General features: G+C 57.1%; 21 protein-coding genes. 9 read left to right on the forward strand and 12 right to left on the reverse strand.

Going from position 1 to position 24,969, the window contains the following annotated elements; genetic code table 11:
* Positions 1-27 precede the first annotated feature (27 nt).
* Together IGS16_RS16810 and IGS16_RS16815 are read left to right on the forward strand one after the other, a co-directional pair.
* On the forward strand, positions 28-1,533 hold the full coding sequence (locus IGS16_RS16810; protein WP_297087363.1) for a hypothetical protein: 1,506 nt from the start codon (positions 28-30) through the stop codon (positions 1,531-1,533).
* Positions 1,534-1,825: 292 nt separating this feature from the next.
* Positions 1,826-2,086 (forward strand): DUF3146 family protein, encoded by a 261-nt coding sequence (locus IGS16_RS16815; RefSeq protein ID WP_068508581.1) that lies wholly within the window; start codon positions 1,826-1,828, stop codon positions 2,084-2,086.
* Positions 2,087-2,104: 18 nt separating this feature from the next.
* On the opposite strand, the gene IGS16_RS16820 is transcribed toward IGS16_RS16815, so the two are convergent.
* The 3 genes from IGS16_RS16820 to ntcA all read right to left on the reverse strand — a co-directional run bounded on the left by IGS16_RS16820 (position 2,105) and on the right by ntcA (position 4,913).
* On the reverse strand, positions 2,105-2,554 hold the full coding sequence (locus IGS16_RS16820; RefSeq protein ID WP_297087365.1) for a pre-16S rRNA-processing nuclease YqgF: 450 nt from the start codon (positions 2,552-2,554) through the stop codon (positions 2,105-2,107).
* A 42-nt stretch (positions 2,555-2,596) separates the two neighbouring features.
* Entirely contained in the window at positions 2,597-4,021 is a 1,425-nt protein-coding gene (locus IGS16_RS16825; protein WP_297087367.1) for a DUF3084 domain-containing protein, read from the reverse strand.
* Between the two features lie 220 nt (positions 4,022-4,241).
* Positions 4,242-4,913, reverse strand: coding sequence for a global nitrogen regulator NtcA (gene ntcA / locus IGS16_RS16830; protein WP_172353241.1), 672 nt, complete (start codon positions 4,911-4,913; stop codon positions 4,242-4,244).
* A gap of 463 nt (positions 4,914-5,376) precedes the next feature.
* Between ntcA and fabI the strand changes: the two genes are divergently transcribed.
* Positions 5,377-6,153 (forward strand): enoyl-ACP reductase FabI, encoded by a 777-nt coding sequence (gene fabI / locus IGS16_RS16835; protein WP_297087369.1) that lies wholly within the window; start codon positions 5,377-5,379, stop codon positions 6,151-6,153.
* Between the two features lie 160 nt (positions 6,154-6,313).
* Here the strand turns inward: fabI and IGS16_RS16840 are convergent, their stop codons facing one another.
* The 3 genes from IGS16_RS16840 to IGS16_RS16850 form a co-directional block, all read right to left on the reverse strand.
* Complete coding sequence (locus IGS16_RS16840; RefSeq protein WP_297087371.1) at positions 6,314-8,950, reverse strand: tetratricopeptide repeat protein; 2,637 nt, start codon at positions 8,948-8,950, stop codon at positions 6,314-6,316.
* A gap of 344 nt (positions 8,951-9,294) precedes the next feature.
* A complete protein-coding gene (locus IGS16_RS16845) occupies positions 9,295-9,729 on the reverse strand; it encodes a VOC family protein (RefSeq protein ID WP_297087373.1) in 435 nt (144 codons plus the stop codon).
* 371 nt (positions 9,730-10,100) lie between these two features.
* Positions 10,101-11,627 carry a polysaccharide biosynthesis protein gene (locus IGS16_RS16850; protein ID WP_297087375.1) on the reverse strand — a complete coding sequence of 509 codons (1,527 nt, stop codon included), beginning with the start codon at positions 11,625-11,627 and terminating at the stop codon, positions 10,101-10,103.
* Between the two features lie 878 nt (positions 11,628-12,505).
* Between IGS16_RS16850 and IGS16_RS16855 the strand changes: the two genes are divergently transcribed.
* Positions 12,506-14,101 carry a DEAD/DEAH box helicase gene (locus IGS16_RS16855; RefSeq protein WP_297087377.1) on the forward strand — a complete coding sequence of 532 codons (1,596 nt, stop codon included), beginning with the start codon at positions 12,506-12,508 and terminating at the stop codon, positions 14,099-14,101.
* A gap of 311 nt (positions 14,102-14,412) precedes the next feature.
* Here IGS16_RS16855 and IGS16_RS16860 read toward each other — a convergent pair whose 3' ends face one another.
* Together IGS16_RS16860 and IGS16_RS16865 are read right to left on the reverse strand one after the other, a co-directional pair.
* Positions 14,413-15,258, reverse strand: a complete 846-nt coding sequence (locus tag IGS16_RS16860; RefSeq protein ID WP_297087379.1) for a class III extradiol ring-cleavage dioxygenase — start codon at positions 15,256-15,258, stop codon at positions 14,413-14,415.
* Between the two features lie 5 nt (positions 15,259-15,263).
* Complete coding sequence (locus IGS16_RS16865; RefSeq protein ID WP_297087381.1) at positions 15,264-16,007, reverse strand: dienelactone hydrolase family protein; 744 nt, start codon at positions 16,005-16,007, stop codon at positions 15,264-15,266.
* A 78-nt stretch (positions 16,008-16,085) separates the two neighbouring features.
* Between IGS16_RS16865 and IGS16_RS16870 the strand changes: the two genes are divergently transcribed.
* Positions 16,086-16,277: a hypothetical protein gene (locus IGS16_RS16870; protein ID WP_297087383.1), complete on the forward strand. Its 192-nt coding sequence runs from the start codon at positions 16,086-16,088 to the stop codon at positions 16,275-16,277.
* Positions 16,235-18,847 (forward strand): magnesium-translocating P-type ATPase, encoded by a 2,613-nt coding sequence (gene mgtA / locus IGS16_RS16875; RefSeq protein WP_297087385.1) that lies wholly within the window; start codon positions 16,235-16,237, stop codon positions 18,845-18,847. The genes IGS16_RS16870 and mgtA overlap by 43 nt, the downstream gene beginning before the upstream one ends.
* Positions 18,848-18,885: 38 nt before the next feature.
* Here mgtA and IGS16_RS16880 read toward each other — a convergent pair whose 3' ends face one another.
* The 4 genes from IGS16_RS16880 to IGS16_RS16895 all read right to left on the reverse strand — a co-directional run bounded on the left by IGS16_RS16880 (position 18,886) and on the right by IGS16_RS16895 (position 23,470).
* Positions 18,886-19,080: a hypothetical protein gene (locus IGS16_RS16880; protein WP_297087387.1), complete on the reverse strand. Its 195-nt coding sequence runs from the start codon at positions 19,078-19,080 to the stop codon at positions 18,886-18,888.
* A gap of 27 nt (positions 19,081-19,107) precedes the next feature.
* The gene (locus IGS16_RS16885) at positions 19,108-21,159 is read right to left on the reverse strand and encodes a serine/threonine protein kinase (protein ID WP_297087389.1); all 2,052 of its coding nucleotides are present in this window, start codon (positions 21,157-21,159) and stop codon (positions 19,108-19,110) included.
* Positions 21,160-21,369: 210 nt separating this feature from the next.
* Complete coding sequence (locus tag IGS16_RS16890) at positions 21,370-22,632, reverse strand: esterase-like activity of phytase family protein (protein ID WP_297087390.1); 1,263 nt, start codon at positions 22,630-22,632, stop codon at positions 21,370-21,372.
* Between the two features lie 79 nt (positions 22,633-22,711).
* On the reverse strand, positions 22,712-23,470 hold the full coding sequence (locus tag IGS16_RS16895) for a response regulator transcription factor (RefSeq protein WP_297087392.1): 759 nt from the start codon (positions 23,468-23,470) through the stop codon (positions 22,712-22,714).
* A gap of 103 nt (positions 23,471-23,573) precedes the next feature.
* Here IGS16_RS16895 and IGS16_RS16900 point away from each other — a divergent pair, with 103 nt between their 5' ends.
* Genes IGS16_RS16900 through IGS16_RS16910 form a run of 3 tightly spaced genes read left to right on the forward strand, consistent with a single transcriptional unit; the run spans position 23,574 to position 24,967 of the window.
* On the forward strand, positions 23,574-23,714 hold the full coding sequence (locus IGS16_RS16900; protein WP_297087394.1) for a hypothetical protein: 141 nt from the start codon (positions 23,574-23,576) through the stop codon (positions 23,712-23,714).
* Between the two features lie 29 nt (positions 23,715-23,743).
* Positions 23,744-23,992: a DUF6761 family protein gene (locus IGS16_RS16905; RefSeq protein WP_172353815.1), complete on the forward strand. Its 249-nt coding sequence runs from the start codon at positions 23,744-23,746 to the stop codon at positions 23,990-23,992.
* Positions 23,993-24,052: 60 nt separating this feature from the next.
* Positions 24,053-24,967 carry an ADP-ribosylglycohydrolase family protein gene (locus IGS16_RS16910; RefSeq protein ID WP_297087396.1) on the forward strand — a complete coding sequence of 305 codons (915 nt, stop codon included), beginning with the start codon at positions 24,053-24,055 and terminating at the stop codon, positions 24,965-24,967.
* Positions 24,968-24,969: the final 2 nt, after the last annotated feature.

Genomic DNA, 24,969 nt, shown 5'->3' on the forward strand with positions numbered 1-24,969 from the left:
TTTTTTGTTACCAGGGTTTAAAATTTCATGGCAATCGATCCTAATGTTTCTCCCGCAGGCGGTGCTCTGCCCAGCGGTGTCACCATCATTGGTGGTATCGTTCTCGACCTTGTTGGTGTCAATGGTCAGCGCCTTGTTGCACAGCTTGCTGCGTCTGATCTGTACGAAGGTACAGTTACCACTAGCCAGCAACTCATTGGCACCCAGACTGGGCTAACCCCCACCTTTATCAATACGCTTGGCGGCGGGCTAAGTCGGGTTGCGGTGCGCGTTACTCTGTTCGACGGGGATAACGCGCCCTCAGACTTTGACTTTAACCAAAACCGACTCCTGCTTAACGGTTTCGACATCGGCAACTGGAGCGATGTCGAAACCATCACCACAGACGGGCTGGGAAATCCAATTAGCTCTCCCCGCCCTAACTTTGGCTTTGCCAATGAAGAGCTAGACACAGGCTGGTTCTTTGCCCAAGACCCCACCTTCCTGGCGAACTTCTATAATTCGCTGGTTTCGGGACAGAGGGTTGATTACACCTTCGTGGATAATACTGTCGCCGAAAACTTCCTCGACTTCAAGCAAGGGCTAGACGGCAGCCTGATTGGTGGTGGTGGCGGTGGCCCCATCATCGATCCTGGTGGCGGCGGCAACGGTGGCGGCGGCAACGGTGGCGGCGGCAACGGTGGCGGCGGCAATGGCGGCGGCAACGGTGGCGGCGGCAATGGTGGCGGTAATGGTGGTGGCCCCGGTGGTCCAGGGACGCTCCCTGGTGATGTGATTGTGGGGGATGGGCAAACGGGTAATTCGGCGATTCCGCTGAGATGCCGAAACGGTACGCCTGTCCCCTTCCTCACCCCCAGAGGGCAGCGTCGTTTGCAGCCGATGACCTTAACGAGTGGGCCCAACACGCTGACGGTAGAACTGGTGTCTACACAGCCGGGACAGCCACGCAGTTGGCGAGCCGCGGCCGCAGGTTCTCCTGCAAGGGCCCGCAAGTTCAATCGGGCAGGCTATAGACCCGGTGGCGGTTTTGAGATGTTTGGTGGTGGGGGGAATGATGTATTGCAGGTGCGTCAGCGGCAGAACATCCTCCGGGGTCAACAGGGTAATGACATCCTGACGGGTGGCCCACGGCGAGATTTCCTGCTGGGCGGGCGGGGCGATGACGTGATCAATGGCGGCGGCGGCAAGAACACGATTGTTGGCGGTGCAGGGAATGACACGCTCATCGGTGGTCCAGACCGCGATATGTTTGTTTATCGCCGGGTCAATCACGGAACGGATTTGATTCAGAACTATCAGCCAGGGGTTGACGTGATTGACCTGCGGCGCATCTTCGCCCGCGCTCCTTTCCAGGTTGCAGGACGCAGCAACTATCAGCGGCTCAACACGTTTGTTCGGTTGATCGAACGTGAGGGAAATACGCTGGTTCAAATTGATAGGAATGGCAAGCAAGCAGGTAAGTCCTTCAATACGCTGGCGGTTTTGGAAGGAATCGCCGTGAGCCAGCTTAGCTCCTGCGATTTTGTGGTGTAAGGGGCGATCGCCCGTTCGTGCCCGCCCTTTCATCGTTCGTCAAGTCTTTCGTCTCTCTCGTTAGAGGTTGACGACGCGAATTCACTAAAAATGCTGCACGAACCCTACGCGATTGGGTTTGTGCGGCTTTCTTTTTGGGCGATTTTGGTGGGGAGTGGAATCGTCAATGTTTTCTGAGAATGTTTTCTGAGAATGTTTTCTGAGAATGTTTTCCGAGGTTGATGGCGATCGCCCTTGAACTTGCGCCGACCCCGTGCCTATAGTGGAAAGCATTTGACCCCTTTCTTCTTCGATGAGCAAGCGCCTTCCTGAAACCACCGCTTACGTTCGGATTACCCATCAATCCTGGCAGCAGGGCAAAATTGAGGGTGAAGTGCGGGCGAATGCCTACGAGTGGCAGTTTCAGTGGTGCTTTCGGCAGGGGCAACTGATTGTGCAGCCGTCCCTGGGGCGAGCGCTGATCAAAGACCCGCTAGAGCGATTTTTGGAACGCAGCGACTATCAGCTAGAACTGGGGGGCGACTATTCGTTTACCATTCGGGCAGAAATTTGAAGCCTGGCCTGGCCGCGTCTAAACTGGCTCAGACAAGCGATCGAGGTAGCGCTCAATCAGCAAGATTGCCACAATATCGTCGATGGGGCGTGGCGGCGTTCTCATTCCCTGGGGCAACAAGCGCTGGAGTCCCTTGGGTGGATACATTTGCCAGTAGCGATCGCGGGCTTCCAGCGTCGAGTAGCGTTCATCAACCATGACCACGCGGATTGGGTCGATGAAGGCTTCGCTGAGCGATTGTTTCCACTGGCGGGCGCTGGTTTGATCGCCCATGACCAGCAGCGAAATCGGGTATTGCTGGCGGAGCGCCTGAATTGTGGCGATCGCCCGCTCTGCTGCGACGACTTGATGCATAAACAGGTTGCGATCGACCCCCATCACAGCCAGCCCACACTTTTGCCGACCCGGATCGAACCCCAGAATGACGGGCTGCCCCAGAGCTTCAGGTGCAGAAGTGGAATAGGACATGGGTAAACGGCAGGGGTGAAAGGCAAACGGCAGCAGGACGGTTTAGTTCGTTGGCGCGAAGGGCGATCGCTGCGGGGGTGGTGTGGTGTTGACTCTGCTGTCCGTGCTGAACAGAACCCGCCCATTTTGCACGGCGGCCAGGTCGAGCCGAACCGGCCCAGCGGTGAAAATAGTTTCAGAGGCGATCGCATGGAGTTCTACCGGGCGACCGTAGGCTCGAATATCTTGCAATAACCTAACCACAGCCTCGGTCTGTCCGTCCGCAATTTGCAGCACATCGCCCAGCACCCCAGCCTGTCGCGAGCGAAACTGAGCATTGGCAATCAGGAGATTGACACGCTCCACCAATTCTTCATCTCGCATCCGGGTGGGATCGAGCGCAATCGTGACCACCAGATCGCCCTCTCGAAACACCACTTGATTGGGCGCAGCGTTGACATAAACCTGGATGCAAGCCTCGCCCGCCAAGACGCAGGGTTCGCCGATGATGTAATTGCCTGCCGACAAAATCCGCACGACATAATCTTTGCCGTCCTGGATTTGATTGATCAATTGCTCCACCTGGGCGTTGGTAATTTGAATCACCTGCTTGTCTACATTCACCGTGCCCGGTTGAATGCGCTGGCTGGCGAAGCGGTTTGCCTCTAGTAGGAGGCGATTGACAGCGCTGGGAGCAGCCTCCGGGGTGATCACGCGCACCACGCCGGAGGCCATGGGCTGGTTTCTCAGCACCGCCACGCTACCCTGGCGCAGCCCTTGAAATTCGCGCTCCAGGGTTTGCACTTCTGCCAGCAGGGCGCTACGCTGGGCTTCCAGGTCATCCAGTTGCAATTCTTTTTCGCGGATTTGGGCGGTGCGTTCGGCAATCTGGCGATCGCGCTCGGCCACGTCTCGGTCGCGCTGGGCAAGCTGCCGCTGGCGATCGGCCTGGAGTTGCTGAATTTCGGCACGAAGCTGGGTGGCCTGCTGTGATACGTCCGTGAGCAATGTCTGTGCCTGCTGATAGTTGGCAGCGACCTGGCTCAACTGCGACTGGGTGCTTTGCAATTCCTCGCGGGTGCGGGTTTCCTGGGCGATCGCCGCTTGCAGCGACTCGTTGGTGCGGCGCAGGCGGCGCTGAGCGGCTTGTTGTTCTCGTTCAGCGCGATCGCGCTGTCGCTGCACTTCGGCGGTTTGCTGCTGCGCTTGGTTGAGTTCTGCCAGCGCTGCGTCTCGCTCCTGCTGCACGTCTTCTAGCTCAAACACGCCCGTTCGCAGTTGGTCATCGACCGCGAACAAAATGCCAAAGGTCATCGCCGAGATGAGAATCCCCGTCATCACGGTGATCAGCGTGGCAGTTTGACGGGGGCGCAGGCCAAACAGGCTGAGGCGAGCTTTGCCCACCTTCATCCCAAGGCGATCGCCCACCGTGGCCACCACAGCCCCCAGCACCAAAATTGCCGCAATCAAGACCAGCCCGGTGGTCATCGCCGATAAAACTCACACTCAGCTACACCATACTGCAATTGTGCCTTTGAACGGCGTAGCTCGCAGTTGCCCGGATACCGCAACACCGCAAAAATGCTCATACAGGTCGGCCCTCGGCCGAATGATTGCCCCATCCGGTGAACCGTCACCCCGATTTCTGTTTTCACAAGTGCCCCAAAGCTGGGCACCTTCCCTCAGACCTGACCCGAATTCCCAATCCCTAAGTAAACTGCTGACTCAGCGCCACTGGGTTATAAACCGTGATCTTCTTCTTGTGAATAGAGATCATTCGATCCTGGCGCAGGTCGCCCAGCAGTCGCGTCACTGTGACGCGGGTCGAACCAATCGCCTCGGCGATCGCCTGGTGAGACAGCTTCAGGTCGATCGTGATGCCCTCGGACGTAGGAACCCCAAAATCGCGGCACAAAATTAGCAAAAAGCTGACCAAACGTGACCCCATGTCTCGGTGGGCCAACGTTTCAATCATCATTTCGGTTTGCAAAATCCGAGACGACAGCCCCTTCAGCATCAGCATCGACAGGTCGGGATTTTCCTTTAGCGCCTTTTCGACCTGCTCAATCGGCACTGACAGTAGCTCCACTGGCGTAAACGCGACAGAATGATAAAATCGGTCTGCCTTTTGCCCCGTAATCAGCGACAGCACGCCAAACACGCTATTCTCTCTTAGCAGCGCCACGGTGATTTCTTCGCCTGCCTCATAGACTCGCGACAGCTTTACTGCGCCCTTGAGCAAGAAATAAACCCGCTCAGCCGGATCGCCCGGAAAGAAAATCGTCTTTCCCCGGTCAAAGGTTTCTACCATCGGCGGAAACGCGCCGCCGCTCAATTGGCGAAACACATCTGCTAAAGGCTTTTCATGTGAGGCAACCATACCGTCCGATTCCCAGCGCCCTCAGGGAGCGAATATGACCGAAATATGACCGAGACATGACTGAAACAAAAGATGAAAGCAAAACCCAGATTTTGCCCAAGAGGCGAAAAACCAGGATAAATGCAGTCTTAGAACACTTAAACTAAGTTTGGGGCCGCTTTTTGTATCTAAAAACACGCTTCCATAGGAAGAATGATCGTTTCGATACCAATTTCTGCGTTTGCTCTATCGGTAGACCCGACTGAGAGAACCCAGACTCTATTCTGGAAACTGGGCGATCGCCCTCAATCCTGCGTTCCAGACAGCATATCGCAATTGTATCTAAGAGATACAATTTAGGAAAAAATTTTCCCCGCTCACCCCCCAAACCCTTTGCCTTCTCCTCGGCCCACCTTCCTCTATCCTTCCTGCCCCATTTTTGAGTATTTTGTGAATTGCCCTCGAAATTTGGATGCCGTTACCCATGCTTGACCTCGCCGGAAAAAATGCACTCGTCACGGGCATTGCCAACAATCGCTCAATTGCCTGGGGCATCGCCCAACAGCTCCATAAAGCCGGGGCAAACCTGGGCATCACTTACCTGCCCGACGACAAAGGCAAGCTAGAGAAGAAAGTGGCGGAATTGGTTGAGCCGCTCCAGCCCAGCCTGTTTGTGCCCTGCGATGTGCAAAATGATGAGCAAGTCGAGGCGGCGTTTGCCACCGTGCGCGAAAAGTGGGGGCGGCTGGATGTGCTGATCCACTGCCTCGCCTTTGCCAATCGCGACGATCTCAGCGGCGACTTCAGCAACGTGTCCCGTGAGGGCTTTAACCTGGCGCTGGACGTGAGCGCCTACTCGCTGGTGCAGCTTTGCCGCGCCGCCAAGCCGCTGATGACCGAGGGCGGCGCAGTGGTGACGCTGACCTATCTGGGCGGCGTGCGCGTCGTGCCCAACTACAACGTCATGGGCATTGCCAAGGCCGCGCTGGAAATGAACGTGAAATATCTGGCGGCAGAGATGGGCCCGCAAAACATCCGGGTGAACGCGATTTCAGCCGGGCCGATTCGGACGCTGGCCTCTTCTGCGGTGGGCGGCATTTTGGACATGATTCACCATGTCGAAGCGGTCGCTCCCCTGCGCCGCACAGTGACCCAAACTGAAGTGGGCAACGCAGCGGCGTTTTTGTGTAGCGACCTGTCTACGGGCATCACGGGTCAAGTGCTATATGTGGATGCGGGCTACGAGATTATGGGGATGTGAGGACTGGGGTCTGTGTTGAAGGTCGGCTCTCTGGGTGCGTCATGCAAAAAATGAATCTGCCCTATGAACGGGATTGCCATAGCCTCGTAGACGCTTGTAGCAATCCAAAACCGCAAATCCAAAACCGCAAATCCAAAATCAAGAATGAGATAGCCCGTCTTTAGTTCTCCTCAAAGGCGATCGCCACAGGAACTGGCGCAGCATCGGGCACTGCATCGGGGTCAAAGACAGGTGGGGTGCCGTTGCGGGTTTTGGTAAGCCGCTGGAGGTGACTAAAGATCTTGCGGGCGTTGGTTTCGTTGCCCTGCTGGGCGAAGAGTTCGAGGGCTTGCTGCAAGTCGGCGATCGCCCCAGCGGGGTTGCCGGAACGAGCCAGCCCCCGGTAGTAGTAGGGCGTGGGCACATCGGGTGCAAGCTGGATGGCGGCGGCGTAATCGCGAAACGCGGACTTGATTTCGCCCAATTTTTGCGCGGCCAGCCCCCGGAAAAAGTAGATCATGGCGCAGTTGGGCTGGATCGTCAGGGCGTTGGTAAAGTCGGCGATCGCCCCAATCAGGTCGCCCTGCTCTGAGCGCAGATAGCCCCGGTTGCAGTGGGCATCCATTTGGTTGCGGTCTAGCTGGAGGGCCGTGCTAAAGTCGGCGATCGCCTGCTGCTGCTCTCCCAGCTCATCGTGACACAGCCCACGCAGATTCCATGCCAGCGCCTGATCGGGGCGAATGCGTAAAATTTGCTCCACATCGCTGAGTGCCCCTTGCTTATCGCCCAGTTCATAGCGCGTCACGGCTCGATTCCAGTGAGATTGCACATCGGTCGGATGCAGCACTGGGTTTTCAAACCGCTGCGTCAACTGCTGCACGGTGGCGGGGTCGCTCGTCCGCAGTTTGAGTTCCAGCCGGGGAATGCCCAGATCGTCCACCAGCGACTCGTCCAGCCCCAGCACGGCGTAGCGGTCATCCGACACGAGAAAGTTTTCCCGCGTTCCTAAAATCTTGAACTGAAACTGGTTGGGAAACTGTCGCTTCAGTTCCAGCAGGTTTTGCAGCGTTTCTTGCAGGCTGCGGGCTTGCTCAGACGGGGCGTGCCATCGCTGCACCATCGCGCTAAGAAAGCGGGGCAAATCCTGGTCAGCGCTGTAGCACCAGCCGATTTCCAGCCGCCGACCCTGAGACAGAAAATTGTGCAAACGGCGCACCATTGGGCGATCGATAGGGCACTGGCTTGACCAAGGCAGCGTTATCAACAGGCGATCGCCCGTGGTATCCAGCGCTTGCTCCAGCACCAGCCGACTGTTGGGCACATCGAGCAGCGCCGCCGCCGTGAACTCGTCATACAGCGCGGGATGCAGGGCTGTGGCGGCCTCGACTTCGGCGGGTAGTCCGCCGCGAAAATCCAGGACAAACTCGTAGCGCGGCCCCGTTGGATAGGTGCGGAGGTGCTGGTTTAGCTCTTGCAGCACGCCCAACACCGTTGCCTCAACCTGCATCTGGAAGGTGCCGCCTGTGGGGAGCGATCGCAACTGCTGGCTGATGCGCTGTAGCTCTTGCCGCAGCATCGCTTCAACTTGAGCCTCAAATAGCGCTTCGGCGGTTTCGGTCGAGTCGGTCGGGTCGGCGCTGGGAGCTAGGGCAAGGGGGCGATCGCCCGTCTCTGCACGATTTCCAGCCATTAAATCCTGCAACTGCTGGCTGATAATCCGCAGTTCCGCTTGCAGCGCTTGCTCGACCTGTGCTTGAAATTCCTGCTGCTGCTGCAAGGCGCTGACCTGTCCCACAAGTCCGCTGAAATCTCGCTGGGGAACCAGATCGCCCACCACTCTCAGCAATCGGGCAATTTCTCGCCGCAAAGAGGTGGGGTCAAAGGGCGGCGGCAGATTTGCTACCTGCTGGCTCAGGTGATTGACCTGCTGCTGGAGCGAGTGCAGCGTTTCGCGGCTGGGCTGGTCGCGCAGTTGTTGGGTCAGGTCTTGCACCTTGCGCCGCAGCAGCTCCTCCGCCTGCGCCTGCGCGTCTTGCTGTTCATAGAGCGACTGCATCTCGGTCACCAGCGCTGTCCAGTCGCGCCGGGGCACCAGATCAGACACCACGCGAATCAGTTCGGATACTTCCTGGCGCAATGTGCTGGCATCAAAGGGCGGCGGCAAGGCTTGAAGCTGGCGATTCAGCCGAGTGATCTGCTCTTGCAGCGTATTCAGCACCGGGCGCGTCTGGTCGCTGAAAACTTGCAGGCTGGTTTGCAGATGGGCGGTGTCGGAGCGAATCTGGGCGATCGCCGTTTCCAACTCCTCAACCTGGCGAGAACTCGACAGGTCATGCAGCCGCTCGGTGATATGCACCATGTCGTCGCAAAGCTGGCTATATTGGTCGCGCAGCCGCCGCACCTCGCCGCGCACGCTGCCCAAGTCGCCCGCTTCCAGCGCATCCAGCCGAATTTGCAGATCTTGCTGCAAGGTTTTTAGGTCAGCCGCAAAGGCCTCCGACGCTTCCCGGCTTTTCACCAGCATGGACTTTTTCAAACTGCCCATCATCTCTGGCGTGGGCAGCGACCCAATCTGCTGATTCAGCAACTCCACATGCATCGAGAGGCGCTTTTCGATTTCGTCGATGGCAACGCCGACCTGATTTTGCATGGATTGCTCGAATCGGCTGCGGTTAGCCAGGTTGAGCAATACCAGCAGCGAAATGGGTGCGGAGGTGTAGACCAGTTGCGACGTAGTGAAAGAGGCGACGGAACCCACGCCCAAGCCCACCAGCGATGCATACTCCGCCAGATCCAGCCAGTGATATTGTTTACTCACGCTTTGCCCCTCAATGCTGTGAAATCTTGCCAGGAAATCCTGTCAGAAAATCCTGCCAGACAATCTTGCCAATTTGGGGCGATCGCCCTTCAGCTAAACTGTCGTGATTAGCCGCGATCAGCCGTCACAAGGCGAATCGTCCCAAAACAGTGTGTAATATTTTCCTTCTTCCGCTGTGGGTCGCTGGGATCAGGAAACCTGACACACCTTGAAGCAATTTAGGAATTCGCGAGTCTTGAGGGGCTGGAGGCGGAGGGGCAAGAGAAAGGCGCGATTCTCTTGAATGTCATCCCCTAAAGAGGCAAGCAGTAGACCGATGCTCCTTAATTTTTGCTTGCCTGCCTTCAGCCTGCGGTATCTCCAATCTGGGCAAACGCTGCCTGCCCAAAAATCGCGCTGGCATAGCGATAAAACTTAAACTCCATCAGGTTGTAGAACGGATCTTCCAAGAAAAATGTGCGGTGTTCTAGCGGCGTGCCAACAAAGCGCTCTTTGGGCGGCTGATAAAAGCGAAGTCCCAATCGCTGCGATCGCTCTAAAAGGGCTTCCCAATCGGCCTCGTCGGTAAAAATCACGCCAAAGTGCCGGGGATATACGCCACGCTGGGGCATCAGCGGTTCGTGGGCCAGGTGCGCTACGATCTGATGTCCGTAGAGGTTCATAATCACCGAGCTGGCGTTTTCGCGGCCGATCTCGCAGCCCAGCCCATCGGCATAGTAGGCTTTGGCTTCGGCCAGATCACTCACCGGAAACGCTAGATGAAAGAGGGTGGTTGCCATAGTGCTTTGCAGGGGAGTTGCAAATGGTAGGAGACAGCGCCAGGGTCGGAACGCAATTACAGATGCGATCACTGACGCTGAGACACTGAACTTTAATCTCAGATGCTAAATTAACATCTTGCTCAAAGCCCCGTCCGGTTAGCGCTTTACCATAACCCCACTGCTTTTATCTTTCCAATACGGAAAGGCGATCGCCCCTTGGCTGTTGGCAATCTCAACGCAGATTGAAAGTGCGGGTTGAAATTGCCAACATTCGGAGCCAAGTGCAAAACGCCTCGTTCGCCCTACTCACAGCACACGTCAGACTCAGCCTGATCAAAGCGCAGAAGTATTAAAGCGCACTCACCACAGGCTTAATCTTGGCGATCGCTTCAACGGGTGCTGAGACTGCCGCTGTGACTGGCGCTGTTTCGATACTTGGCAGATAGGCTTTCAACAAACAGGCGAATTGTAGGTTGATGGCTATCTAGCGTCGCACCGTCCAACTGAAGATAGTCAGGGTCAGTGCCCCAGTTCAGCACCTTTGAGAGCAACTCAATCGGTGCCTGAGAATAAATAGAGCGGGCAACCCTCATAATACAATCGGCTAGCACCTGTTTAATTTGGCTATCGGCGCTTGTAGGGTCATTGAGAACCTTCCGCACAGCAGCCACCTCAGCTTCTAGACGCTCAAAACAGCAGGGCAAAACAGGAGTCACAATAAAGTCACCAGAGGCATCAACTCGACTCGACACTTTTTCGATCGCGTTGACCAATAAGTTAAACGCTGAGGGATCGTCCCAATCTACATTGCCCCGAAAGAAGCCCTCTTCATAGCCGACGGGCGAACCTTGAAAATAAATTGGGATGTTCTTTCCAGATTGCAGAATCTTGTATAAAGCAACCTCTAGGGTTTCAACCGGCCAGCCCAGATTTCGACAGACCAAAAATTCTAGCTTTCCGGGTTTAGAGACGACGAGACTGTTCAGCAGCAGGCTGACGGCTTCATGAACATTTTGACCACAAACATACTTATCAGGAGCATGAATGTTGACAATTTTCCCGTGCTTGACCTTTTGGTCAAACTGTTCGCAGGCGGCGCTGTTGTCCAGCATATGGGTAAATCTAACCATGCCATACACGGTTGAGCCTGATTGAGCCGCCTGGTCAAAAAGCCATTCACACACCTTTTTGGTGGCTGCATAGACTTCTCCAGTAACATAGCGTGATGCCTTCCCTGTTGAGGAGAATATGCACTTTTTGACCCCATATTTTTCGCAGAATCGAATCACATTATGGGTTCCCATAATATTCGTTGAAACAGCATCCCTAACCCGCTGCTCCGCCATTCCAGGGAGGCGTATGGCTGCCAGGTGAAATACGAGATCGGGCTTTTCTTGGAGGAAAACCTTCTCTAGTTCATTCTGGTCTCTAATATCAATGCCATAGAATTTGACCTTCTCAACTGAATCACCATGCTCGTTTTCAGAAGACGATTCATCTCCCATCAAGTCCAGGCAAACAATTTTCTCAGGCTCAAAGGTTTTCAATTCCTGGATCAGTTGAGTGCCGACGCAGCCATTTCCACCCGTCACCAGAATACGCCGCCCCTTGACCTGCTCTGCGACCAGATCTCGATAGCAGCGAACCCGGCGATTCCATGCATCTGCGAAGGGATCTTCCCTCAGTTGTCCAGCTGCTTGATAGACCTTCGTGAGTTCTTGTGTCAAGCTTGCTAGCTGGTTTAAGACTTGTTCATCCTCAGGTTCAGGAGAACCAGCGGGGACAAGCATCTTAATTTCATTGATAATCTCGACTCTTGATCTTAAAGAAGGTTTTGTACTGCTGCCCAAACTCAGGCATTTTTCGGGTGCTTCATTCGTTTCCAAAGCGAAACCCTGATCTACCGATGTCAGCATAGCCAAAGAGTTCCTTGAATGAGTAGTTAGGCGTAGATTCCCTGTCTTCTTGAACTCGAACGTTCCGCGCAACAGACATGCCGCCGTCCGACAGATGTTGTAAAAATATGATCCTGATAACAAAGACTTTATAGAGATGCTCTTAGGGGTGGGGCAACGGTTCTTGTTCAAAAATTATTAGCTTCACTCTTGATAAACGCATCCGTGTGGTGCAGATGAATGCGAATCTTTACGGAGAAAACTGAAATTATGAAGCTTCAGTGATTGCCTGCCTTAATAAAAGTTAATACGGTGCAAATAAATAAAAGACTATGAAAAAGCCGGAATCATAAAGCTTTTACAATTGATTCTTGAAATAGCATGGGCACTCATCGATTGTGTCGATTCTCGATTTTGAATCTGTGATTCTGGATTGTTAGTCCCGTATCTGTTGGGGCTTCCAGTAATTTCATTGGTGCAGCGCGATCGCCCATCCTGCTTGAGCTTTGCCAAGAAGCGTCCACTCACAGAGCGCGTTTTATCGTGTTTTGTATAGTGTTCTGTATGGCGCTTTACCAGATTCACGCGGCATCTGTCAGGGTGCAATTTTAAGGCATTACACAGCGTGCGGCGTTGGCTTTATATCCCGCTGTAGCTGATAGCTGAAATATCGTTTATCTAAGCTCTTTTGAGTGATTTTGAGTGATAAGTAGATGAATTACTCTAAATTTAAGGAGGCTTTCTCGCCAAACCTCTTGCTCTCGATGGGTGACTCGTTTTCTTAAATCGCAGCACAAGGTTTTGACGGCTTTCAGTACACGCGAACTCTATTCCGGGCCGTCCTTTGCTACAGTAAGCCTTAGAGATTTTGCCTGTTGCTTGCCCACAACGCTTCGTGCATGACTGCCCAAAACGCGACCGATCCCACGCCGCCGACGCTGCGCCCTTATCAGGTGCAGTTGATTAGGGATCTTTACAACAAGCTAGGCGAGGGCTATCAGCGCGTGGCGGTGATTGCTGGAACAGGCGCAGGAAAAACGGTGATTGCCGGGCAAATCTGCGCCCATGCGGAGGCGCGGGGCTGTCGGCTGCTGTTTTTGGTGCATCTGGATGTACTTGTAGGGCAGACCTACGATAAGATGCGATCCTTTGGGCTGCACTGTGGCTTTATCAAAGCGGGCTGGAAAGAAGACCCGACTGCGCCGATCCAGATTGCCAGCGTGCAAACCATGACCAAGCGCCACTGGTGGAAAAAATGGCACGCCGATGTGGTGCTGTTTGACGAGGCGCATACGACGGTCTTTAGCCAGGTGGGGCAGCAGGTGCTTTACAAAACCCATCCCCAAGCGGTGCATCTGGCGCTGACGGCGACTCCATATCGCCTGGGCAAGTCGCAACTGGGCGACCATATGGAAACGCTGGTGGCCTCGCCCGTGCCGTCGGTGCTGCAAAAGATGGGCTATCTTGCGCCGATGAAGTATTACGGGCTGTCGGCGGAGCATCAGATCGACCTGTCGGGTGTGGGCACGGTGGCGGGCGACTATGACGAGCGGGCACTGAAAAATGCGTGCGATCGCCCCGAATTAGTCGAACGCATTGTCGAAGAATGGCTGCGGCTGGTGCCCGACAAGCGCACGATCGCCTTTTGCGTAGATGTAGAACACGCCCGGCACGTTGCTGAAGCCTTTAACCAGGCAAATGTCCCAGCGGCAACGGTGGACGGTGAAACGCCGATTAAAGATCGCCAGAAGCTCTACGCCGACCTGCGCGACGGGCGCATTCTGGTGCTGACTTCCTGCAACGTGATCAGCATTGGCTTTGACGAGCCGAGCGTAGAGGTGGGGCTGCTGCTGCGGCCAACTCAGTCGCGGGCGCTGCACCATCAGCAGATTGGGCGCGTCATGCGAATTGCGCCCCACACGGGCAAGCTGCATGGCACGATTCTCGACCAGGCGGGCAATTTGGCGCGGCTGGGCTTCCCGGAAGACATCCAGTTCTATCACCTGCCTACAAAAGAAGACCCCGAAGGCACAGGCATCGGCAGCGCTCCGACAAAGCAGTGCCCCGGCTGCGGGCGGATTGTGCCGATTTTTTTGATGACCTGCCCCGATTGCAAGCACGAATGGCTAGACGAAAGCCAGGTTTGCCTGGATGACCTGGAAGAGGTGCTGAGCGACGAGCAGGTGCAAATGATCGAGGAGCAAGAAATGCTGCGCTTTTTCCACGCTCAGCGCAAGCGCAGCTATCAGGAAGGGGCGGCCCCGTCGTGGAGCGATCGCCGCTTTTTTGAAAAATTTAACTGTATGCCTAAGGATGCCTGGTGCCTCGGCTCGATTTTCGGCCCAGCACCCACCCTAGACGACAAGCACAACTACAAGCATTATCTGATGCGCGTCGCCCAACGCCAGGGCAAGTCGATTGCCTGGGTGATCAGCGAGTTTCAAAAAGAATTTGGTTCCCACGGCTGGGAGGCAATTTTTCTCAAAAATGCCTGACTTAACCTGACTTAAAATGCCTGAGTTTTTCTATGTGCCCAAATGCGAGAAGCAGACAGCCAGTAGCCCCCACCGCTGTCTGCTTCTGCGAGGATGATCGGAGCCACCCTCCCGTTTAGGATAAACGGTTTGGCAAAAAATGGTGTGAAGGCAACCATTGATTTTTCAGAAGAAACATGAGGGACTTTAAGCTTTTGCAACAAGTCCTACAGCTTCCCGATGGTGGCTCTGCGATTTCGGGTTGCCAATCAAGTGTTTATGAGGCTTTTAGCCATTTCATCCGTAGCGTCACGCTAGGAAAATTGTGATATTTAGTGCAACGAGATTGAAGGTTCGTGAATAGTCATAGCAGCAGAGGCAGAATCGGGAAAACGGTCTTCTCCGCTGAACCCATAGGCGGCCATGCTGAGGATGCCGTAGGTGGTGCTGTGGTGTAGTTGGGTGCCGCGATCGCCCCCTGCGCCCAGCGCCACCAGCAGCGGCAAAAAGTGTTCTTCGCTGGGGTGGTTTTTGGCGGCGTGGGGGGCAACCTGGCGATAGTTCAGCAGCGCATCGGTGTCTCCCTGGGCGATCGCCGTTTCTAGCCACTGGTCAAATTCCGTCACCCAGTCCGGCGGCGCAGCGTCAAAGGCATAGCCGCCAAAGGCTCGCAGGTTGTGGGTGGCGGCTCCGCTGGCAAGGATCAGCACGTTTTCCTGGCGCAGGGGGGCGATCGCCCGGCCCACTTGCAGGTGATGCGCGGCTCCCAAATGCGGCTGCACCGAGAGTTGCGTCACGGGAATATCGGCTTCTGGATACATCAGCAGCAGTGGCTCCCATGCGCCGTGGTCGAGTCCGCGATTGGGGTCGAGCGCTACGGTCATGCCCGCCTCCGTCAGCAGCTTTTCGACCCGCTCTGCCAGTTCCGGCGCACCGGGCGCAGGATATTGCAGGGCGTAGGTTTCTGGCGGAAAGCCGCCAAAGTCGTGAATCGTTTTCGGCTGGAGAGCGGTACTCACAGCGGGCGATCGCGTTTCCCAGTGGGCCGACACAGCGAGGATGGCTTTGGGGCGCGGTAGCTGTGTGCCAAGTTGCTTGAGAAACTCCACAGCGGGCGCAGTTTCATATAGCGGTAAATCGGGTGCGCCGTGGGAAACGAAGAGAGAAGGAAGAGACATAGGACTTAGGACACCTTGTTGAGATGTTGACGGAGAAACTGAGTTAGCTCTTGCCACGCATCCTCAGCGGCGGCGGCATTATAGGACGATCGCTCGTGGCAGAAAAATCCGTGGTCGGCATCGGGGTACACTTTGAGCCGATATGCTTTGCCCAGGTCTTTGAATCGCGCCTCGATGTGCTGCACGCGCTCCGGCGGAATGAACGGATCAGCGCCGCCGTGAAACAGGTAGACGGGCACGGTGATGTCTTTGATCGCCTCTACCCAATCGTCCAACACCATGCCGTAAAAGGGAGCGGCTGCCGCGATGTCGCTGGAAAATCGACACGCGGTTAAAAAGGTCAACCCCCCGCCCAGGCAAAACCCGGTAACGCCAATTCGATCGGGTGAAACGTCGGGTTGTGCCTTGAGGAAGGCGATCGCCGCCTTGAGATCCTGTTCCACGGGCTGCCCAAAATCCATGCGATACATGGTCGCCATCGCCTGTTCCACCTCCTCATAGCCAAATTTGTTGTGGGGCAATTCGCGGTAGTACAGGTCTGGCGTGAGGACAATGTAGCCCTCGGCGGCGATGCGAGCCGCTACGTCCCGAATGTGGGGGGTTAGCCCAAAGGCTTCCATCAGCAAGAGAACGGCGGGACTGGATGCCGACGCAGCGGGCGCAGCGGGGCGATAGAGAAAGGCGGGCATCTCTCCACTGGGCGTGGGGATGATTGCCTCAGTTTCCACGATTGCCGTTTTGAGAACCATTGGGCATCCCTGTCCTACCATAGGCTATTCAGCCTATGGTAGGACAGGGATGCTTGAATTGACTTTTGGAGCGTTGGGATGCAGCAGGCTTGTAGCAGCAGACTTGTATTGGTCGGGGTATGGCTGGACACGTCGGCGATCGCCCCAGCACGGCATCATGAAAAGCAGCCCTCTGGCGAGGTGTTTGCCCTATGCTCTCCTGGTTTTCTGTTGCGTCCCATCGCGCCATGCCTGCTGCGTCTGGTGAGTCATGGCTGCCGCTTGCAGTAAAAGCGGCTCAAACCGATCCTCATCATCTGCTGAACCAGCTCGAGACGCATCCCTATGGGCTGACGGCTGTACAGGCTCGCCAGCGCCGCCGCCAGTTTGGGCCCAATGAAATTGCCCATGACTGCACCCCCACCTGGTATCAGCAGTTATTCCGCGCCTTCAATAGCCCGTTTGTGTATTTGCTGCTAGTGCTGGCGATCGCCGCCTGGTTCACTCGCGATCAGCGGGGTGCAGCGCTGCTTCTGGGGATTGTGTTGCTCAGCGGGGTGCTGCGGTTTGCGCGGGAATATCGCTCCAGCCGCGCCGCCGAAAAGCTGCGGGCCCTAGTCGAAACCACCGCCACCGTCAGCCGCTACGACGATTTGCTGCCAGCCGAGCGCCGCCAAGAAGTTCCCATTCGCAAGCTGGTGCCGGGGGATATCGTACATTTGGCTCCAGGGGATATGGTGCCTGCGGATGTGCGGCTGCTGGAGGCCAATAACTTCTTTGTGGGCCAGTCGATCCTCACGGGGGAATCTGACTTGGTGCAAAAATATAGCGCCGTCCGCGCCGTGCCATCGCCCGACGGCGACTGGTGGGATCTGCCCAACCTTTGCTTTATGGGAACCACAGTGTTGGGGGGCAGCGCTCGTGCCGTGGTGATAGCCACTGGAGCGCAGACCTATTTGGGAATGCTGTCGAAAACGCTGATCGGGCGGCGATCGCCCACTAGCTTTGACACGGGCATCAACCACATCACCTGGCTGCTGATCGGGTTCATCGCCATCATGGCTCCCAGTGCGGTTTTGCTCAACGGCCTGGTTCGCGGGCAGTGGACGACTTCTCTGATCTTCGGGGTGGCGGTCGCTGTGGGTCTGGTGCCAGAGCTATTGCCCCTGATTCTCAGCATTGGCCTGACACGCGGGGTCAGTGCCCTGGCCCGACAGCAGATGCTGGCCAAGCGGCTGGATGCGGTGCAAAACCTGGGCGCAGTTGACCTGCTGTGTACCGACAAGACGGGCACGCTCACCCAAAATCAGGTGTCGTTTCACAGTGCGATCGCCCCCCTGGGCCAGCCCAGCCCCGATCCGCTGGCCGATGCCTACTTGAACAGTTACTACCAGACGGGCATTCAAAACCGATTGGACGATGCCATTTTGGAAGCGGCTGACGCGAGTGCCTTGTCCCAGGTTGCATTGACCCATCGCAAGCTGGGGGAAGTGCCCTTCGATTTTGCGCGACGGCGACTGTCTGTGGTGGTCGAACAGGAGGGTTTTCCGCGGCTAATCTGCAAAGGGGCTGTGGAGGAGGTGCTGGGTCTATGCAGCCACCTCCAGCACCAGGGAGAGCCAACGCCCCTGACCGAAGCGCTGCATCAGCAGACCCTCCAAACAGCCCAGCAGTTTAGCCAGCAGGGGTTTCGGGTGCTGGCCGTGGCCTGCAAGCGGCTGGATGCACCGCAGGATCACTATGACCCGACAGATGAGGCGGGGCTAAGGCTAGTGGGATACCTGACGTTTCTCGATCCGCCGCAGGAAACGGCAAAGGGGGCGATCGCCGCCTTGCAGCAATACAACGTGTGCGTCAAGGTGCTAACTGGAGACAATGAGCATGTCGCCCGCACGATTTGTCAGGAGGTCGGGCTGCCCGTTCAGCAAGTCTGCCTCGGTTCGGCGATTGACCCGATGACCGACAAGGAACTGGCTGCCGTGGCTGAGAACACGACGCTGTTTGCCAAGCTGTCGCCCCTGCAAAAAGCCCGAATTGTGCAGGTTCTCAAACAGCAGGGACACACGGTGGGCTATTTGGGCGATGGGGTCAACGATGCGCTGGCCCTGCGAGAGGCGGATGTGGGCATTTCGGTGGAGTCGGCGGTGGATGTGGCCAAGGAGTCGGCCGACGTGATCTTGCTTGAAAAGAGCCTGCTGGTGCTGGAGCAGGGCATTGTGGAAGGTCGCCGCACCTTTGGCAATATCATCAAGTATCTGAAGATGGCGACCAGCTCCAACTTTGGCAATGTGCTGAGCGTGATGGGCGCTAGCGCTCTGCTGCCCTTCTTACCGATGCAGCCGCTGCAACTCCTGGTGCAAAACTTGCTTTACGACCTGTCCCAAACGGCGATTCCCTTTGACCGAGTAGATGAGTCCTATCTGGTGCAGCCCCAGCGCTGGTCTGTGCGGGATTTGCGGCGGTTTATGTTGTGCTTTGGTCCCGTCAGTTCCATTTTTGACTATGTGACGTTTGCGGTGCTGTGGGGGGTGCTGGGGTTCAACTTGCCCGCTGATGCGGCGCTGTTTCAGTCGGGCTGGTTTGTCTACGGGCTGTTGTCCCAAACCCTGATTATTCATTTGATTCGCACGGTTAAGGCTCCGTTTACCCAGAGTACGGCCGCCTTGCCTGTGCTGGGGATGACGGGGCTGGTGATGGCGATCGCCCTGCTGCTCCCCTTTACGCCCCTCGGTGTGAGTATTGGGCTGGTGCCGCTGCCGGCCCGCTATTTCCTCTGGCTGGTTGCCATTCTCCTGGGCTACTGGCTGGTCACTCGCGGGGTCAAAGCCGCCTATATCCACCGCTTCAAGACCTGGCTTTAGAAGGGTTCATCTGCTAAGTTTGCCAGGTTCCTGCCCGCCTAGGCCGATGACCGCCTCTGCCAGGTGAGCCAGCCCAGCAGCACCGCCATCGCCACTGTCGGGGTTAGCACGATCGCCCACACGACTTCATCCCTGGCAGGCACCAGCGCCAGCGGTGGAAAGTATTTGATGGCGATCGCCCCCAGGGCAGAACCACCCATCACCTTCGCCAGTAGCCCTAAACTATCTCTCATCCCTGCTTGTGCCTGATTGTGAGGGTTCTAGTTAATCGCTGTCGCCCGCAGCACAAAGTTCACGGTCTGGTTGGCGCTCACGTCGATCTGATAGCGGCCCGACTGCGGCAGCCCCGGCCCGATTTGCAGCGTGCCGCCCGATGCACTGGAGAGCGATCGCCCGTTTGGGTCGCGGATATCCACCAGCACATCACCCTGAATGATCTCGACGACAAGACCCTGGTCGCTCTGCAAATCCACCAGATAGCGCCGCATCCGGTTCACTCGCACCTGGCTATCCACCTCCCGCGACTCCCCGGGCAACAGATTCAGCGCTTCGGTGCGGATATCGACTTCCGGCGGCGGCTCTGGCGTGGGTAACGGATCAGGCGGCGGCGGTGGCGGAGGTGTGGGACTCGGCGGCACGCCTTCTAAACTCAGATTCAACGCATAGTCCGTCCGCGAGATGCCCGACAGCGGCTTCACCTGCACGACGTAATCTCCTGCATAGGCTGCCGTGCCGCGCCACTGCAACACCTGCGAGGCCTGTCCGTCCACAGGCTGGCGATCAGGATTCAGCACTGTCATGATCACGCCATCGCCATCCAGCCGGGCCGTCAGCGCCTCTCCTGCTTCCATCGAAATCAGGTAGTTGATGGTTTGGTTATCTCGCAGGCTGCCCCGTGCTGTGGTGTTGGAACCGGGCCGCAAATTGAGCCGCTGGTCAAACTCGACGGGCTGGCTGGGCGAGGGACTGGGCGAGGGCGACGCCGTTGGGCTGGGGCTGGGCGAGGGCGACACCGTCGGGCTGGGCGTAATCGTTACGGTCGGCGACGGCGTTGCCACAGGCGGACTGCCGTTCAGCAGCGCACTCACCACCGCCCAAGACGCAATGCCCGTAATCGTCGCTAGCCCAATGCCAATCGCCAGCACTGCCAGCGGATTGTCCCACACCGAGGTCTGGCGCGGCGCAGGAATTGACCGATTGGGCACTTGCCGACCCGCATTGCCCACTGCCTGCGTATGCGCCGTCGTCGTGCTGGGCGGCACGGGTCGCCCCACTGCTACCGTCTGCATCTGCGAGAGCGGGTCGGGCGGCGGGCTGGCGTCGGGCTGGGGCGTTTGGGATGGGTGCGCGGCCGGATAGCCCGGTTGCGAATAGCCTGGCTGGGGATAGCCCGCTTGGGGATAGCTGGGCTGGGGATAGGTGGGCGACTGGTAGCCGGGCGGCTGGTAGGTGGGCGGCTGCGTTGCGGGATAGGTCGCCGCATTGGTTACTGCCTGGAGCGCCTGGGCAACTTCGGCCACCGATTGATAGCGATCGCCCGGCCGATAGCTCAGCATCTTGTTCAACACCTGCGCCAGTCCAGGACTAACGTTGGCGTAGCGCTGCCAGTGCCAGGTCAGGTTCATGTCATCGTAGAGATCCTGCGGCTCCCGCCCCGTCAGCAGCACCACCGCCGTCACCGCCAGCGCGTAGAGATCGCTGTTGGGATAGGCACGTCCCGTCTGCATTTGCTCACTCGGCGCATAGCCCAGCTTGCCGACGGTGGTCGATTGCGTCGCCGTTTGCAGCCGTGTGGCAATTTCCTTCACCACGCCAAAGTCAATCAGCACCGGAAGCTGATCCGCTTGCCGCAGCATGATGTTATCTGGCGCAATATCGCGGTGAATGATGCCACGGGCATGGATATGGGCTAGCACAGGCAGCAGTTGCCGTAGCAGTTGCACCACTTCTGGTTCTGAAAATGTTTGTCCACTCAGCTTGCGCTCCGTCAGCAAATCCCGGTAGGACTTGCCTTCTACATAATCCTGCGCCAAAAACAAGCGCTGATTTTCCTCAAACGTGGCGCGAAACTGGGGAATCTGCGGGTGCTGAATCTGGTAAAGAATCGCCGCCTCCCGCTGAAACAGTTCCTTCGACTTTTCCAGCGCATAGTCTCCCGACTGCGACGGAATGAATTCCTTTAGCGCACACCGCTCGCTAAACCGCCCCAAATCCTCTGCCAAATACGTGCGCCCAAACCCGCCCTGGCCAAGCAGCTTCACCAGGCGATAGCGATTTTGTAAAACAGTGCCAGCGGACAAAGGAGGTTGCATGTTAGGGGTTGGGAGTTAGGGGCAGGCGATGGGAAGCTAGTTCAACAGTATAGATACAACAATTGTGGGATCAATTTCGGAAGCGGGGGGTGGATGAGTGGATGGGGTGACGGGGGAAAGGACGGAAAAAACGAAAAATGGAACCTCTTCGTTCTTCGTTCTTCGTTCTTCATTCTTCGTTCTTCATTCTTCCCTCTCCATCACTCCTCTTCACCGCAGGCGAAATAGCAAAAACTGCGTCACCTGGAGCGGGTTGAAGTTATCATCGCTGACCAGTAGCAGGCTGGCGGAGCCGTCAGGAAGACGGGGGCCGAGGGTCATGGCTTCCAGGTTATCTAACCGGATGCCTAAGTTGCTCAGGTTGAGCAGAAGGCGCTTGCGGACGGGCTGGATGCCGCTCAGGTCGCCCTGGAGTTGGGGCATCCCAGAGGTGTCGGTGGCGTTGCCCATCACCATCTGGAAGAGTTGCGCGGTCACGCCTGTTTGCGGCGTAAAGGCCCGCTCTAGGCTGAGGAACTGTCCACCCGCATCGATCGCCAAGAGTTCTGTCAGCCCGGGTTCGCCTTGCTCTGGCGGCAGCGCGTCTCGGTCATAGAGATGCTCGGCCAGCAGGGTTGCCTGGTCTTCGCCGATGAGGTAGTGCAGCAGGCGCAGGGGCGGCAATTCACCCGGCGAGCCAGCGTCCCGATCCTGAAGCAGCGAAGACTCGGTGGCGGCAAACAGGCGAAAGGGTTCTAGATGGCCGGCCGTGCCGAGGGCGCTGGGGTCGGGGGTGAGAGACTCAAAGCCCAGGTTTTCCTGCACGCCGCGTGGCGGCTCGTCGGCGGACGGTAGCAAATAGCGCTCTGGAAGTTTGAGACGAGATTTTCGGCGGCCAGTTTCCAGGTCGAACTCGTCGATGAAGGGCGGAATGCCCTGGCTGGGGATGCCTTCGCTGGCGATGTAGAGGGATTGGCGGGGCGTGAGGGCGATCGCCTCTGGATCGACCGTTCCTGCTGCAAAGGGCTGGCCGTCTTCAGTCAGCAGCGGTGTAACGGATTCCACTTCAACGGAGCCGATGCGGGGATTTTCAGGGTCAACCTGATCCAGCGTGAGCTTGAGCGTGTAGAACCGGGCGGGGCCGAAGTTGCTGCGGTCGTCCGACAGGGCGTAGAGGCGATCGCGCTGACGGTCATAGGCCAGCCCCGACAGACCGCCCACGGGCGCACCCTCAAACTCCTGCGGTGGCAGTCGGTATTCGCCCAAAAAATCTACCGACAGGGGCAAAAATAGCCGTTCTTCTGCATTGACGTGGGGCAGCGTGCAGCCTGCGGTTCCCAACAGCAGCAGGAAGAGAAGGGGAAGGGCGATCGCCCTCTGTCCTTTCAACGTTTTGCCGAGCCACTGCGCCAAAACTCGCAGCCCAACTTGCAGTCCATTACTTCGCAGCAGCGGCTGAATGCCAGAATCCTTAAAGAAAAACCCGAAACCCATAACAACAGCAGACAAGCGCAGCTAGCAGCAGCATAGCGCAACCGCCGCTTCTTCCGACGTAGTGAAAGAGGGTCTTAACTCAGGACAGAGAATGCATCGCTGCTCGGTGGTTGTGGTTTGGGCTGGGATTAGAGGCGGCGACCAGACCCGGCCCGGCGACTTCGGTATTGAAGCGATAGCCGACGTTACGGACGGTTTGGATCAGATTGGGCTGGCGCGGATCGACCTCGATTTTTTTACGCAGAGAAAGAACGTGCGTGTCCACAGTGCGGTGATTGTCGATGGCATCGGGCCAGGCTTTGCGGAGCAGTTCCGAACGGCTGAGGGGCAAGCCACCCGCCTGCGCCAGCACGTAGAGCAGGCTAAACTCTTGCGGGGTCAGGTCGATTAGCTCGTGCTTGAGATGAACGCGGCGCTGCACCAGGTCGATTTTCAGATCGCCATAGTCCAAAATGGCCGGGGCCACCGTGGGGCGACTGCGGCGGGTCAGCGCCTCTACCCGCGCCAAAAACTCCTGCATTCCAAAGGGCTTAGTCAAATAGTCATCTGCGCCGGCCCGCAGACCAGCTACAATATCGGACTCGGTGCTGCGGGCCGAGAGAATCAGCACAAAGGGCTGGCTCTGCTGTCGCAGCCATCGGCAAAACTCCAGCCCGTTTCCGTCTGACAGATCTGAATCTAGCACTACAAGCTGGGGCTTACGGTTCAAGTAGACATCTTTGGCCTGCTGCAAGCTGGCAGATTGATAGACCGAATAGCCGACCTGCTGGAGGTGCCACCCGAGAAGCGATCGCAAATGGGGATTTCCCTCGACAATTTGGATGCAGACAGCGCTCACAATGTCTAGCTACGACTTAGCTGATGATACGGATTGTTTCTAAAGCTAACAGAGCGCTTGTCAAGGTTTTGTAACCACTGCTACGGGCAATGCGACTCAAGCCTTGACAAATGGGCCGTTTGTGGAGAACGGGCTGGCACGGCGGTGGGTTGTAGAAACGTCGTTGAAACTCGGTATTCAGAATGCTTATCTGTCTGGTCAGACTGGGGCGATCGCCCCTACTCCACCCCAGTCTTCGGGGTAAAATAGGGCATAGCATTGCACCACCTCTCCATGCTTCAGGACGCACAAATTATCCGGTTCTATCAGCGCCTCACCGACGCGCTGAATGAGCAGTGGCATCGGGGCTATCGCTTCGACGAACTGCGCCTATACCTCGATGGATATCTGGCCGCCCTTCGGCATACGAACGTCGTCGAACCTTACCTGATTCACCAACTCGAAGAAGAAGCCACTCGCTATCTTTACGACCCCTCTAGCTTCGTTGAGCCGCAGCCCGAGCCAGAGGTCGATTTCTACTAAGCTCTCTGATCTCACGTTGTCTCCTCATTTCTGACCCGGATTGCCTCGGGCCTGTTTAGAATGCCAGTTTCACCTCTAGAACGTGCGCGGGGCTGTCTGCTAGGGCTGGCCGTGGGGGATGCAGTGGGCACCACGGTCGAGTTTCAGCCGCGTGGCTCGTTTACCCCGATAGCCGACATGGTGGGCGGCGGCCCCTTTCGGTTGGCAAAGGGCCAGTGGACCGACGACACCTCGATGGCGCTGTGTCTCGCCACAAGCCTAGTGGAACGGGGCACCTTCGACGCAGCCGACCAGATGGAGCGCTACTGCGCCTGGTTTGAGCGGGGCTATCTCAGCAGCACTGGGGTCTGTTTTGACATTGGCAACACGACCCAACAGGCTTTGCAGGCTTACAAAGCGTCTGGCAATCCCTTTAGCGGCTCGACTCATCCCAGAGCGGCGGGGAATGGCTGCTTGATGCGGCTGGCTCCAGTGCCGATTTTTTACTTTCCCGATGGCGATCGCACGCGGCATTTTTCTGGCGAGAGTGCCCGCACCACCCACGGCGCAGCGGAGTGCGTCGCAGCCTCGCAGCTATTTGGCGAGATTTTGCATCGCGCTTTAGCAGGCGCAAGCAAAGCCGAAATTCTGTTGGAAAGTGATCCAGCATCCTTTGCCGAAGAGTCCGTGGGGGCGATCGCCCAAGGCACGTATCGCGACAAACCCATCGACCAAATCCACGGCACAGGCTATGTCATCCAAAGCCTGGAAGCCGCCCTCTGGTGCTTTTGGACGACCAACACCTACGAGCAGGCGATTCTCGCAGCGGTGAATCTGGGTGACGATGCCGACACCACCGCCGCCATTTGCGGCCAGGTCGCGGGCGCGTTTTATGGCGAGTCGGGCATTCCGTCCCACTGGCTGGAGCCGCTGACGTTGCGCGACGAAATTGGGCAACTGGCGGAAAAGCTAGTGGCGATCGCCCCTAACCCCTAACC

This window comes from Thermoleptolyngbya sp. C42_A2020_037, assembly GCF_015272455.1.
Classification (GTDB): domain Bacteria; phylum Cyanobacteriota; class Cyanobacteriia; order Elainellales; family Elainellaceae; genus Thermoleptolyngbya.

Bases quoted from the DNA above. Each gene is read 5' to 3' on its own strand.
- IGS16_RS16905 (WP_172353815.1), top strand. From the start codon at position 23,744: ATGCTTCAGGACGCACAAATTATCCGGTTCTATCAGCGCCTCACCGAC.
- IGS16_RS16870 (WP_297087383.1), top strand. From the start codon at position 16,086: ATGCAGCAGGCTTGTAGCAGCAGACTTGTATTGGTCGGGGTATGGCTG.
- IGS16_RS16820 (WP_297087365.1), bottom strand. From the start codon at position 2,554: ATGTCCTATTCCACTTCTGCACCTGAAGCTCTGGGGCAGCCCGTCATT.
- IGS16_RS16810 (WP_297087363.1), top strand. From the start codon at position 28: ATGGCAATCGATCCTAATGTTTCTCCCGCAGGCGGTGCTCTGCCCAGC.
- IGS16_RS16865 (WP_297087381.1), bottom strand. From the start codon at position 16,007: ATGGTTCTCAAAACGGCAATCGTGGAAACTGAGGCAATCATCCCCACG.
- IGS16_RS16815 (WP_068508581.1), top strand. From the start codon at position 1,826: ATGAGCAAGCGCCTTCCTGAAACCACCGCTTACGTTCGGATTACCCAT.
- IGS16_RS16885 (WP_297087389.1), bottom strand. From the start codon at position 21,159: ATGCAACCTCCTTTGTCCGCTGGCACTGTTTTACAAAATCGCTATCGC.
- IGS16_RS16825 (WP_297087367.1), bottom strand. From the start codon at position 4,021: ATGACCACCGGGCTGGTCTTGATTGCGGCAATTTTGGTGCTGGGGGCT.
- IGS16_RS16880 (WP_297087387.1), bottom strand. From the start codon at position 19,080: ATGAGAGATAGTTTAGGGCTACTGGCGAAGGTGATGGGTGGTTCTGCC.
- ntcA (WP_172353241.1), bottom strand. From the start codon at position 4,913: ATGGTTGCCTCACATGAAAAGCCTTTAGCAGATGTGTTTCGCCAATTG.
- mgtA (WP_297087385.1), top strand. From the start codon at position 16,235: ATGCCTGCTGCGTCTGGTGAGTCATGGCTGCCGCTTGCAGTAAAAGCG.
- fabI (WP_297087369.1), top strand. From the start codon at position 5,377: ATGCTTGACCTCGCCGGAAAAAATGCACTCGTCACGGGCATTGCCAAC.
- IGS16_RS16855 (WP_297087377.1), top strand. From the start codon at position 12,506: ATGACTGCCCAAAACGCGACCGATCCCACGCCGCCGACGCTGCGCCCT.
- IGS16_RS16850 (WP_297087375.1), bottom strand. From the start codon at position 11,627: ATGCTGACATCGGTAGATCAGGGTTTCGCTTTGGAAACGAATGAAGCA.
- IGS16_RS16860 (WP_297087379.1), bottom strand. From the start codon at position 15,258: ATGTCTCTTCCTTCTCTCTTCGTTTCCCACGGCGCACCCGATTTACCG.
- IGS16_RS16845 (WP_297087373.1), bottom strand. From the start codon at position 9,729: ATGGCAACCACCCTCTTTCATCTAGCGTTTCCGGTGAGTGATCTGGCC.
- IGS16_RS16890 (WP_297087390.1), bottom strand. From the start codon at position 22,632: ATGGGTTTCGGGTTTTTCTTTAAGGATTCTGGCATTCAGCCGCTGCTG.
- IGS16_RS16910 (WP_297087396.1), top strand. From the start codon at position 24,053: ATGCCAGTTTCACCTCTAGAACGTGCGCGGGGCTGTCTGCTAGGGCTG.